The organism is Kribbella qitaiheensis (assembly GCF_014217565.1).
Lineage (GTDB): Bacteria > Actinomycetota > Actinomycetes > Propionibacteriales > Kribbellaceae > Kribbella > Kribbella qitaiheensis_A.
The window spans coordinates 180849-192309 of the sequence record NZ_CP043661.1 but is presented as its reverse complement, the minus strand read 5'-3'; the positions used below and the strand labels follow the sequence as shown (position 1 = coordinate 192309).

The 11461-nt window shown below is 68.3% G+C and carries 11 protein-coding genes; 5 read left to right on the top strand and 6 right to left on the bottom strand.

The window, feature by feature from the left end; all coding sequences use genetic code 11:
• Window positions 1-231 precede the first annotated feature (231 nt).
• The 4 genes from F1D05_RS41730 to F1D05_RS00865 are packed head-to-tail and all read left to right on the top strand — an operon-like array spanning window position 232 to window position 2658.
• Window positions 232-360 carry a hypothetical protein gene (locus tag F1D05_RS41730; RefSeq protein WP_281388888.1) on the top strand — a complete coding sequence of 43 codons (129 nt, stop codon included), beginning with the start codon at window positions 232-234 and terminating at the stop codon, window positions 358-360.
• Window positions 326-850: an NAD(P)-binding oxidoreductase gene (locus F1D05_RS42715; RefSeq protein ID WP_206686281.1), complete on the top strand. Its 525-nt coding sequence runs from the start codon at window positions 326-328 to the stop codon at window positions 848-850. The genes F1D05_RS41730 and F1D05_RS42715 overlap by 35 nt, the downstream gene beginning before the upstream one ends.
• Before the next feature lie 58 nt (window positions 851-908).
• Window positions 909-1823: an ABC transporter ATP-binding protein gene (locus F1D05_RS00870; protein WP_185445336.1), complete on the top strand. Its 915-nt coding sequence runs from the start codon at window positions 909-911 to the stop codon at window positions 1821-1823.
• Window positions 1813-2658: an ABC transporter permease gene (locus F1D05_RS00865; protein WP_185445334.1), complete on the top strand. Its 846-nt coding sequence runs from the start codon at window positions 1813-1815 to the stop codon at window positions 2656-2658. The genes F1D05_RS00870 and F1D05_RS00865 overlap by 11 nt, the downstream gene beginning before the upstream one ends.
• On the opposite strand, the gene F1D05_RS00860 is transcribed toward F1D05_RS00865, so the two are convergent.
• From F1D05_RS00860 to F1D05_RS00840, 5 genes are all read right to left on the bottom strand, one after another.
• The gene (locus tag F1D05_RS00860; RefSeq protein ID WP_185445332.1) at window positions 2655-3938 is read right to left on the bottom strand and encodes a glycoside hydrolase family 125 protein; all 1284 of its coding nucleotides are present in this window, start codon (window positions 3936-3938) and stop codon (window positions 2655-2657) included. The two genes, F1D05_RS00865 and F1D05_RS00860, sit on opposite strands and share 4 nt — an antisense overlap.
• 7 nt (window positions 3939-3945) lie before the next feature.
• Window positions 3946-5229: an ROK family transcriptional regulator gene (locus F1D05_RS00855; protein WP_246486344.1), complete on the bottom strand. Its 1284-nt coding sequence runs from the start codon at window positions 5227-5229 to the stop codon at window positions 3946-3948.
• A 54-nt stretch (window positions 5230-5283) separates the two neighbouring features.
• Complete coding sequence (locus tag F1D05_RS00850; protein WP_185445330.1) at window positions 5284-6864, bottom strand: hypothetical protein; 1581 nt, start codon at window positions 6862-6864, stop codon at window positions 5284-5286.
• 122 nt (window positions 6865-6986) lie between these two features.
• Window positions 6987-8000 (bottom strand): hypothetical protein, encoded by a 1014-nt coding sequence (locus F1D05_RS00845; RefSeq protein WP_206686022.1) that lies wholly within the window; start codon window positions 7998-8000, stop codon window positions 6987-6989.
• Between the two features lie 34 nt (window positions 8001-8034).
• Window positions 8035-9225 carry a cysteine desulfurase-like protein gene (locus tag F1D05_RS00840; RefSeq protein WP_206686021.1) on the bottom strand — a complete coding sequence of 397 codons (1191 nt, stop codon included), beginning with the start codon at window positions 9223-9225 and terminating at the stop codon, window positions 8035-8037.
• A gap of 210 nt (window positions 9226-9435) precedes the next feature.
• Between F1D05_RS00840 and F1D05_RS00835 the strand changes: the two genes are divergently transcribed.
• Window positions 9436-10410 carry a DMT family transporter gene (locus F1D05_RS00835; RefSeq protein WP_185445326.1) on the top strand — a complete coding sequence of 325 codons (975 nt, stop codon included), beginning with the start codon at window positions 9436-9438 and terminating at the stop codon, window positions 10408-10410.
• Window positions 10411-10444: 34 nt separating this feature from the next.
• Here F1D05_RS00835 and F1D05_RS00830 read toward each other — a convergent pair whose 3' ends face one another.
• Window positions 10445-11437: a DMT family transporter gene (locus F1D05_RS00830; protein WP_185445324.1), complete on the bottom strand. Its 993-nt coding sequence runs from the start codon at window positions 11435-11437 to the stop codon at window positions 10445-10447.
• Window positions 11438-11461: the final 24 nt, after the last annotated feature.

Genomic DNA, 11461 nt, shown 5'->3' with positions numbered 1-11461 from the left:
GAAATACCTCGCAGACAACCCGTTGGGACCTTCGTGGCCGGATCCGGCCACTAATTCCAACCGTGCGTCAGTTTGTCGAACAAGAAGCAAGGCTGCGGCACGCGTAGTCGGTGGCCACACCCGCAGCGCCTGGAGCTGGCGCAGTAAAGTGTCGTAAGACGAACAGTGTTCGACAATCGGGGAGTGCAAGAGCAAAGGTCGTGATCTTCGGCGCGGGCGGACGACCGGGCGGTGCCTGGTCGACAGGCGGCGGCCGGCGGGCATGCGGTGACGGCGGCGATGCGGACACCCGTGCAACTGCCCGGGGTCGAGGTCGTGGCCGCGAATCTGCGCGATCCTGCCTCGATCGGGCAGCCGTGAAGGGGCAGGACGTGGTGGTCTCCGCGATCGGCCGTCCGGGCGGAAGGCTTCCGGCCTGTACTCCGACGCCGCGCGGGCGCTGGTTGCCGCGCTCGAGGCGACCGCGGGTGCGCGGCTGATCGCGATCACGTCGGCCGGAGTACGGCGGGACGATCCGAACTTCAAGCTGAGCTATCGCGTCCTGGCCTCGACGCTGATGAAGGAGGCGTACGACGACAGGCGGCTGATGGAGTCGATCGTGCGGGTGAGTTCACTCGACTGGACCTTCGTCCGCCCGACCCGGTTGCTGGACGACCCGCCGACCGGCACCTGTCGTGTACTGGACGGACAGACGCCCGAGGGCGGCTGGCAGGTGACCCGCACCGACGTTCGCCCGCTTCATCATCGAGGAGATCGAGAACCGCCGGTGGACACACGCCGCTCCAACCCTCGCCGAGTAGGACCTGTCGGCTCCGGGGTGCCTCGGGGTGACCTACTCCCCCGGCGGTAGGCGGGGTCACTCCCCCGGGCCGACGCGGCAACCGGTAGTCGACCGGCAGGGTTCAGGTATGAGTGAAACTGCCCCGCTGGTCGAGATCACCGGCCTGACCAAACGCTACGGCGACACCCTCGCGGTCGACGGTGTCGATCTGCTCGTCCAACCGGGCGAGGTGTACGGATTCCTCGGTCCCAACGGCGCCGGCAAGACGACGACGCTGCGGATCCTCACCGGCCTGATCGCGCCGACCAGCGGCAGCGTGCGGGTCCTCGGCGGCTCGCCCGGTCAGGCCCAGGTACTAGCCCGGACCGGCTCGATGATCGAGTCACCGGCCTTCTACCCGTACCTGTCCGGGCTCGACAACCTACGACTGCTCGCCGAGTACGCCGAAGTGCCGCGATCCCGGATCCAGCGGGTCCTCGAACTCGTCGACCTCGCCGACCGGGCCCGCGACCGCTTCTCGACGTACTCATTGGGGATGAAGCAGCGGCTCGGCGTCGCGGCCGCGTTGCTGAAGGATCCCGAACTGGTGATCCTCGACGAGCCGACCAACGGCCTCGACCCCGCCGGGATGCGGGACATGCGCAGGCTGATCCGCGAGCTCGGCTCCGAAGGCCGGACCGTGTTGCTGTCGAGTCATCTGCTCGGCGAGGTACAGCAGATCTGCGACCGCGTCGGCATCATCAGCGAGGGCCGGATGGTCGCCGAGCACGACGTCGAGGAGCTCCGCGGGCAACAGGAACTCGTGATCCGCGCAGCGCCGCTGGAGAGCGCTCACTCCGTACTCCGGGATGCTCTCGGCGACGTCGTCCACCAGTACGACGACACGTTGCGGGTGACCGTCGATCCCGCTCGAGCGGCCGAGGTGAACCGGATCCTGGTGCAGGCCGGGATCGCGGTCTCCGAGTTGCGCAGTACCGAACGAGCGCTCGAGGACGTGTTCTTCGAACTCACCACCAGCAAGGAGAAGGCTGATGTTGGCTAGCTATCGAGCCGAGCTGCTCAAGCTCCGCAAGCGATCCGCCGTCTGGGTGCTGTTCGGCGCGGGCCTCGTACTCAGCCTCGTCTTCGGCTACGTCTTGCCGTACCTCGGCTACGTGACCGGCGACGGCAACCAGCAGACCGACGGGATCCCCCGCGCCGAAGTACTGCGCGGCGTGCTGCCGGAACACGTTCTGGACAACACGCTCGGCGGGTTCCCGGTCTTCGCGGGAGCGCTTGCTCTCGTCCTCGGAGCGGTCGTGATCGGCAGCGAGTACACCTGGGGCACGCTGAAGACGATCCTCACCCAGCGTCCCGGACGCGGCGCACTGTTGGCAGGCCAGCTACTAGGCCTGTGCACGGCCATCGCAGTCTGGGTTCTCGGCATCTTCGTAGCGTGCTCGCTCTGCAGCCTCGGGATCGCCGTCGGCGAAGGCGCCGAGATGAACTGGCCGGGTCCGCTCGACCTGCTGCAAGGTCTGGCAGGCGGTTGGCTGGTGCTCTCAGTGTGGTGCCTGGCCGGCGCCGCCCTGGCGATTGCCTTCCGCAACGTCGCCCTGCCGATCGGCCTGGGCGTGGTCTGGATCCTCGGCATCGAAGCGCTGCTGGCCGGATTGGTTAGCAGCCTATTGCCGGGCCTGGAGTTCCTGTCCGACGCGCTACCCGGCGCTAACGCGGGTTCCCTGATCTACGCCGTCACCGGGATGTCCGCGACCGACGCACCCCCCGGCGTACGCGATGCCGTCGGCGGAGATCGCGCTCTCCTGACCTTGCTCGGCTACGGCCTGGTCTTCGTCGCCGTAGCCGCGTTCACCACCCGCCGCCGCGATGTGACCTAGTCGGGCAACCGGTGGCCGGCGTGGGCGAGTGCCAGTTCGCAGAACATGGCGTTCGCCCACGAGAACCATTCCCGGGTGAACTTCGTCGGATCGTCGACGTGGAACCCCTCATGCATCAGCCCGGTCCCGCCGGTGGTGTCGCGCAGGACCTCGAGGAGGTGCTGCCGCTCGTCGGCCGACGTACTGGTCAGGCCCTGGACGGCGAGCGCGATCGGCCAGACGTAGTCCGGCGGCGTGTGCGGGCTACCGATTCCGGCCGCGGCGGATCCACTGTAGTAGTAGGGATTCTCCGGGCTGAGCAACAGCTTCCGGGTCGCCAGGTACGCCGGGTCGTCAGGCGCGGCGAACCCCGACATCGGTGCAGACAGCAGGCTCGGCATGTTCGCGTCGTCCATCAGCAACTGCGCACCGGCACCGTCGGCCTCGTAGGCGTAGACCCGGCCGAACGTGGGGTGATCGACCATGCCGTGGCGGGCGATCCCGTCGTCGATACCGGCCTTCAGCTCCTTCGCCCGGGCCGCCAGCGAATCGTCGTCCAGCACTTCGTGGGCGATCAGTTCCAGGTAGCCGAGCACGGCCGAGGCGAACATGTTGCCCGGAACGTTGAACCCGTGCTCGGTGGCGTCGTCGCTGGGCCGGAAAGCGCTCCACGACATCCCGGTCGGCTGGGTCACCCGCCCGCGTCCTTCCCGGACCAGCGTGTCCGTGGGCCGGTCGTCATGCCGCTGGAACCGGTACTTCGAGTTCTCTTCGTGGTTCTGCTCGATCGTCCACAACTCCAGCACCGCGGTCGCCGCCGCGACGAAGCGGTGGTCGATCACGTCCTTGCGACCGGTGATCCGCCAGAGCCGATAGGCGAGCTCGATCGGGTAGCAGAGCGAGTCGATCTCGTACTTGCGTTCCCACACCCACGGGGACATCTCGGTCTCGTCCGTGGTGTGTCCGGCACCGTCGGCGGCCCGGTTGAACGCGTTCGCGTACGGATCGATCGCGATGTACTCGAGCTGGCGATGCAGTACGCCGATCAGCGTGTCCTGCAAGGCGGGATCGTCGCCGCAGAGCACCAGGTACGGGCGGAGCTGGGCGGCGGAGTCGCGCAGCCACATCGCCGGGATGTCGCCGGTCAGCACGAAGGTGGTCCCGTCCGGCAGCCGCTCCGCGACGGCCGGCAGGTTCTCCGCCATCGAACGCTCGAACATCCCGGCGATCATCGGGTCGCCGGTCGCCCGGCGGACCTCCTCGACGGCGCGGGCCAGAACGTTGCGATCGATACCGGTCATCAACACATCACCTTTCAGCAGATCCGAGCTGGATCGCGGCGGAAGCGCTCTCCACGGGTCCGAGCAGTAGTACGGAGGGGTTTGGCGAGAACGTGTGGTCGAGGACCAGGCTGGCCGCTCCGACCGCGCCGACGTCCGCACCGAGCGACGTCCCGGCCACGACGAACGGATGCACCGAACGAACGAGGAACCGCTCCACCAATGCGGCCCGGACGAACTCGTTGAAGAACGGGGCGAGCTGGTCCCAGTGCGGTCCACCGAACACCACCCGCTCCAGGTCGAGCAGGTTCGCGATGTCCTCGACCACCTTGGCGATCCGTTCGGCCAGCGCGGTGATGATGTCACGGGCGGCGCCGAAGCCGGCCCCCGCCTGCGAACACAGCTCGGCGAACGCGACGTCGACGGCGTGCCGATCGTCGATATCGATGCCCTGGGCAAGTACTCCCGCGTGCACCGCCTGCTGGACGAGGTACCGGGGCTGGCTGGTCTCGCCGACACAGCCGCGCCGGCCGCAGTAGCAGAGCGGCCCGTCGGGGTCGACGATGACGTGACCGATCTCGCCGACGTTGCTGGACGAACCGCGGACCACCTCGTCGCCGATCACCAGACCGGCGCCGACGCCGGTGCCGAGGTAGAAGAAGACGAAGCTGCCGCGACCGTTGGGGCCGCCGGCCCACTTCTCGGCCGAGGCCGCGGCGGTCACGTCCTTGTCCAAGAGCACCGGCAGGCCGGTCCGCTCACGCAGGGCGTCGCGAAGCGGCACGAGGTGCCACGCACTCAGGTTCGGCGGGTCGACCACGACACCACGGTCGACGTCGATCGGCCCAGGAGCAGCGATCCCGACCCCGACCACACGTTCCCTCGGCGCACCGGCCGCCGCGATGACCTCTTCCACGCTGGCAGCGATTCCAGCGATCATGACATCGGGATCGTCGGTGCTGGCCGGCGTCTCGGTCCGCCGGCGCGCGACCACCTGGCCGGTCAGATCGAGCACGACCACCGTGACGACGGCCGGGTCCAGGTGCACGCCGACGGCGTACTGGCCGGTGGGTTCGAGTTCGAGGAGGGTCCGCGGCTTGCCGAGACCGGTGCTCTTCTGCCGGCCGGCTTCGCGGACCAGGCCGGCTTCCAGCAGCCGGCGGGTGATGTTGGAGATGGCCTGGCCGGAAAGACCGGTCGCCGCCGCGATCTCGACCCGGCTCAGTAGTCCGTCCGCGCGCCGGATCGCGTCCAGCACCACGGTGTCGTTGAAGCCGCCCACCCGATCCAGGTTGGTACCCCGGCGTACCACGGCCGGAGGCTGTTCGGTGTTCACCACTCCCCCTGTCCTCGCACCACGGCGCCCTCAGCCCGCAGCCGGGTCGGCGCCCCAGAGCCGCGACCAGTCGTACCGGACCTCGCCGTCACCGGCCCGCCAGACGTTCGGCGTGCTGTTCACCAGCCAGTCCAGCGGTTCGATCCCACCCTCGACTCCGTCGCCGCCGTTCAATGTCAACCGTATACCGTCGCTCAGGTCGCGATCCGTCCGCTCCGTCCGGGCGGCGGGATCGATGGAAACGAAGAGAGCGCTCCCCGATCGGGCCACCAGATCCAGGAACTGGCGGTTCAGCTCCCACGGCGTCTGCGGTGTGCAAGGCACGCAGTCGGCGTCGAGAGTGAAGAGCCGGTTGTGCTGCGGCAGCCGGAAGGCCAGCGAATTGACCCCCATCTTCCGGGTCCGCTCCCAGTCCCGCCCGGAGGTGTCGTCACCGGTTCGCTGGATGTCGACCAGTCCCGCGGCCAGATGGCCGACGGTGTTGCAGCCGATCAGTACGACGTCGCCCGCCGCCGCGCGGATCTCGCGATAGAACGCGAGCACGATCTCGGCCGTAGTGCGGGTGGTGTCGTGCAGTTGCCAGCCGTCGTCGGTCAGCCGCGCGCCCATCGCCGGGGCGAACCGGCCGAAGATGTCGTACGTGCTGAAGTCGTGTTTGACCAGCTCGTACCCCCAGTCGCGGAACCGGTGCAGATCCGCGCGAACCAGGTCGAGTACCTCGGGGTACGACGGGTCGAGTGCGCGGCCGAAGCCGTCGGTCTGGCCGGTGCGTTGCCAGGGGCCGCTCTCCCGCGACAGCAGCGGGCGGAACCAGAGTCCCGGCCGCGCGCCGAGCTCTTTCACGGCGGCCGCGGTACCGGCCATGTCGTCGAAGATCCCGGAGATACCGCTCTCCCAGGGACCGCCCGAGGCGTTGCCGCCCGGGTTCCAGCCGTCGTCGACCACGGAGAACGGCTTGATCGGATGCCCATCGGCCAACTCGACCACGGTCGCGGCGTCCTGGAGAACGGCCTTCTCGTCGAAGCCTTCGCCGTACGCGTAGTACCAGTTGTTCGCCCCGACTACCGGCACGGGCTCAGGTCGCGCCGGTAGCCGGGAACTCATGGACTCGATCGCGGCCCCCAGGGTCAGCCACGGCGTACCGGCGTCCTCGAACCGCCGGACACTGGCGGCCACCAGGGAACGGCCACCGAGCCGGGTGGGTCCACCACCGTTGCGGAGGTCGAGCCACAGAGTCACGCCGCCGAGATCCACCGTCCACGAGCAGAAGGCGGCGGGGTGGACGTCGACGCCCATCCCGGTGGTCGAGCCGCTCTGACGGTCGTGCGCCAGCCAGTACCACGGGAGTAGGCGCTCCGGCTGGAGATGACGCCACTGGAGATCGCCGTACGAGCGTTCCCAGGCGTCACCGAGGACCAGTACTTCCGGGGCCATCGGCTGGTCCCAGCGAAGCGCGACCCGCGAGATGTCGCGGGTCGCGCTCACCAAGATGTCGGGATCGGTCCAGCTGACCTCGATGCCGGCGGCGGCCCAGGTCTGGCCATTGCCTGTAGCGGCGATCAGGGAGTCGCCGGCTGTCGCCTGGACGAAGACGTTGGTCGGTTCGTTCACTCCGCGGACTCCTCCAGATCGTGTTCCGGAAGTCAGCCGCAAGCGGGGACCGACTTACCCCATTGACTTTAGTTATTAACTTCCAGAGCAGTCAAGGCTTCGGGGACCCAGTCCGGAGAAGGTCATAACGTCTTGTAATAGATGAGTTCGCCCGACTCCCCCGCACCGGCGCCCTCGCTCGGAATGAAGAGGGTGACAAGGATGGCGGACTGGCCGTTCGGAGCGCGGAGAGCGCTCACTGTGGGGTTCGCGAACGCCGTACTGCCAGCGTCGGTGCGGATCGTCGTGCGGTCGGCGTTGCCGGTCTGGTAGTCGTAGACGAACGTGCGCCACGAGCCGAAGTCGCCCTTGGTGTACTGGCCTTCGATCAGGCCGAAGCTGTAGCCGCGGAAGGACACCTGGTCGCGGTCACCGATGTTGCCGCCGACGCCCCAGTAGAGCAGGGCGTTGTCGTAGTTCGACTGGGCCGAGTTCGTCCAGGAGTTGAAGTTGGTCAACTGGCCGCGCTGCTGCCGGTCCCGGTCGCAGTTCCAGTAGTAGTGGCCGCCGATGTCGATCGTGGAGTGCTCGATATCGGGAGAGAGCGTGATCTTGTACATGTTCGGCGTCCCCTCGGCGCACGAAGACAGCCGCCTGGCCGCGTCGAACGATTTGCCGACCCGGCCGGCCAGCAGGTCGGTCCTGCCGGCGTAGTACCGGAAGGCGAGATGGTTGTCTCCGCCGCCCGGCTTCTCCTGCTCCCAGGCCATCACGAACCCGCCGTTCGACGCCTGCGCGATGGTCGGTTGCGACGCCGGGCCGGTGTTGCTGCCGGCGAGTTCGCGGACCCAGTGCCAGTTGAGCAGATCGGTCGAGGTCGCGAGGTTGACACGGAAATGGCCGTCGCTCGCCAGGTGGTGCGAGACGGCGAGGTAGCCGCCGGTGGAGTCCTGGATGATCTTGACGGTGTCCATCACGTGACCGGCGTCGTCATGTACGCCGTACCGCTTACCGGTCGCGCCGGTGACGTTCTCGACGATCCCCCGCAACTCGGCCCGCGCCGGATCCGAGGGAGGAGCTGCCGCCGACGAAGAAACAGCAGTCGACGGTATAGCGATGAGCAGGGCCGTGATACAGGTCAGGAGTTTGGTAAGCATGGGCGGTTCTCCTCGGGGCGGTGGAGATGGAGGGTCAGGTGCTCAGTTGCGCGACACCTTCGACCAGCCGGTCTACGTCCGACTGATTCGTGTAGGGGGCGAGGCCGGCTCGCACTGCGCCGGTGTCGCCGAGGCCGAGATGCCGGGAGGCCTCCAGCGCATAGAACGACCCGGCCGGTGCGTTGACGCCGGCCTCTGCGAGCCGGGCCGCGACCTCACGCGATTCAAGGCCGGCCACGGAGAAGAGCAGAGTCGGCGTACGGCGTTGCGCGTGGCCGTGGAGGGTGATGCCGTCGATCGCGGCGAGCCTGGTTTCGAGGTCCTCCCGCAGGTTGTCCTCGTACAGCTCGAGCAACGCGAGAGAAGTCAGCAAACGCTCTCTGCGGTTCTCCCCCGTTCCGCCGAGCCCGGCCAGGAAGTCCACGGCCGCGGTCGTTCCGGCGAGCAATTCGTACGGCAGGGTGCCGAACTCGAACCGCTCCGGCACCATGTTGCTTGCCGGAAGCAACTTGTCCGGCCGCAGCCCGTCGAGCAAGGACGGCGCCGCCGAGAGCACGCCGCAGTGCGGGCCGAAGAACTTGTACGGCGAACAGGCGTAGAAGTCCGCGAAGGAAGCGTCCACCGGCGCATGCGGGGTCAGGTGCACGCCGTCGACGTACACGAGTGCTCCGGCCGCGTGCACAAGCTCAACGATGGCGGGTAGATCGGGGCGAGTGCCGACCAGGTTGGAGGCGCCGGTGACGGCGACGAGCCGGGTGCGGTCAGACAGCAACGGCTCGAGATCGTCGAGTTCCGAGGTCGTGGGGTCGAAGGCGAGCCAGCGAACCGTGGCCCCGGCTGCCTCCGCGGCCTGGACCCAAGGCCGGATGTTCGCGTCGTGGTCCAGGCGGGTCACGACGATCTCGTCGCCTGGTCCCCAGTTCTTCGCGAGTGTGCGGGCGAAGTCGTAGGTCAGCTGAGTCATGCTCCGGCCGAAGACGATGCCGCCCGGGTCGGTGCCGAGCAGATCCGCCATCGCCTGGCGAGCGCCGAGGACCACCTCGTCGGCGCGACGCTCGGCCGGCGTCAGCTGACCGCGATTGGCCAGCGCCGACACCATCGTCGCGGCCACCGCGTCGGCGACCACCTGCGGCGTCTGCGACCCTCCCGGGCCGTCGAAATGCGCGGCCCCCTCGTTCAGCGCGGGGAACTGCTTGCGGACCGCATCAACCTCGAAGGCACCCATGCCGCCCATCCTCTCCACGGATGCCGGCCAACCGCCAGGTGTCACCACGTGTTCGGTGCTGTCCGGACCGGCACCCGCGTCGCGGGGGGCCGGCGGAGCCCGGGCCCGAAGCCGGGGCGAGGGTCGGGCAGGACCGCGTGGAAGTCGGGCTGCTGCCCAATTCCGGGCAGGATGCGGAAAATGTCGGCGATCTATTGCAGGATGTCAGGAGTGAGCACCCAGACGACTCCTGACATGCCTCCCATCCGCGCCTGGCTTCCGACCATGCTCCTGCTGGCCGCGATCTGGGGCTGCAGCTTCCTGTTCATCTCGGTCGCGGTCCGCGAACTCCACCCGGTGTACCTCGCGCTCGGCCGGGTGCTGGCCGGCTCCGCGGTGCTGCTGGTCGTCCTCGCGTTCAAGCGTCAGTCATTGCCGCGCGAGCCGCGGATCTGGATGCACACCTTCGTGCTCGGCGCGATCGGTTCCGCGCTGCCCTGGACGCTGTTCGGGTACGGCGAACAGCGCGTCCCGTCGCTCCTGGCCGGCATCTGGAACGGCATCACCCCGCTCGTGGTGCTGCCCATCGCAGTACTGGTCTTCAGAACCGAAAAGTTCACGGCCCAGCGGGCGATCGGGCTGCTCCTCGGCTTCCTGGGCATGCTCGTCGTGCTCGGCGCCTGGCAGCTGCACGGCGGTGCCGACCTGACCGGCCAGCTGCTCTGCATGGCAGCTGCCTGCTCGTACGGCGTGGCCATTCCGTACCAGAAGCGGTTCATCGCCGGCAGCAAGTTGTCCGGCACCGCCCTGTCGGCGAGTTTGTTGCTCTGCGCAAGCGTTCAGCTCGCGATCGTGGCCCCGATCGTCGCCGGTCACGCGCCGCCGATGCCGTGGGATCTCTCGCTCAAGGTGGTCGGCAGCGTCGTCGCGCTGGGCGCCCTGGGCAGCGGGATCGCGTTCGTGCTGAACCTGCGGGTGATCCGGCTGGTCGGTGCCAGCATGACCTCGATGGTCACCTATGTGATGCCAATCTTCGCCATCATCGTCGGCGTCCTGGTACTGGACGAACACCTCACCTGGTACCAGCCGGTCGGCGCGCTGATCGTCCTGTTCGGCGTCGCGGTGTCCCAAGGGGTACTACGCGCTGTCCGGAGAGGCCGGAAGCCCAAGCTCCCCGCGGAGCCGACGGCAGCGCCGGTTGGGTGAGGTCCTGACCCAGCAGATGTCCGCCGCCTGAGGGTCAGCCGCGCCTGAGATTGGGGATCGCGGCGACCACGACGGCGACGAGGGCGAGCAGGGTACCCGCGACCACCGGGAAGGTGACCGCCTGGTCGGAGGCGGGCAGGAAGAGGTCGATCAGCAGGCTGGCGATCAGCTGACCCGCGATCGTGCCGAGCCCCAGCACGAAGACGCCGACGACTCTCACCACGGCGGCTGCCGAGCTGATGAAGATCACGCCGCACGCGCCACCGAAGTACAGCCAGGGATCGGTCGGCAGGCTGTGGGGCAGGCCGCGGAACAACAGGTCGATCAGGAAGACCACAGCGAGTGCGGTCGTGCCCGCCATGAAGTTGATGAAGCCGGCGGCGAGTGCGCCGTAGGCATCGGACGACGCTGTTCGCGCCACTCTGCCGTTGATCGCCTGCTGCACGGCCGTGCCGATCCCGGCCAATGCGGGCAGTACTGCGATCAGCAGGCCGGACGGGTGACTCAGCCGGTCGGAGACTGCGAGCACCACTGCGCCTAGTGCGAGCACAGCACCGACTACTCGCAGCGTCGTGTACGGCTGTGGCCCCGCGGGTCCGAAGCCGAGCCGGTCGACCACCAGGCTGCTGACGGCCTGCCCCGCGACGACTGCGACCGTGAACACAGCCACGCCGATCACCGAGACGGTGATGGACTGGGTAGCCACCAGGAACGCGCCGGCCACTCCCCCGATGCACTGCCACCACCGGAGCTGGCCCTGCTCGCCAGAGCTCGTCCGGATGGTCCGCCAGACGTTGCCGAGCGACGTACGGATGCGCGGGATGACCAGGCACGCGACCAGCAGGATCAGCAGGCCGGAGACGAACGAGATGAGGGCAGCCGGTACGCCGTCGCCGAGCCGGTTGCCGAGCTCGCCGTTGATCCGGGACTGGATCGCCACCAGCATGCCAATGCCGAAGGCGGCACTGAGACCGATGATCTGACTCTGTCGCGTACCGAGGGCAGGGCGGGATTCAGTCGTCGTCACGCCTCAATCATGACCGTCGGCCAC

Bases quoted from the DNA above. Each gene is read 5' to 3' on its own strand.
- F1D05_RS00845 (WP_206686022.1), bottom strand. From the start codon at position 8,000: ATGCTTACCAAACTCCTGACCTGTATCACGGCCCTGCTCATCGCTATA.
- F1D05_RS00870 (WP_185445336.1), top strand. From the start codon at position 909: ATGAGTGAAACTGCCCCGCTGGTCGAGATCACCGGCCTGACCAAACGC.
- F1D05_RS00840 (WP_206686021.1), bottom strand. From the start codon at position 9,225: ATGGGTGCCTTCGAGGTTGATGCGGTCCGCAAGCAGTTCCCCGCGCTG.
- F1D05_RS00860 (WP_185445332.1), bottom strand. From the start codon at position 3,938: ATGACCGGTATCGATCGCAACGTTCTGGCCCGCGCCGTCGAGGAGGTC.
- F1D05_RS00865 (WP_185445334.1), top strand. From the start codon at position 1,813: ATGTTGGCTAGCTATCGAGCCGAGCTGCTCAAGCTCCGCAAGCGATCC.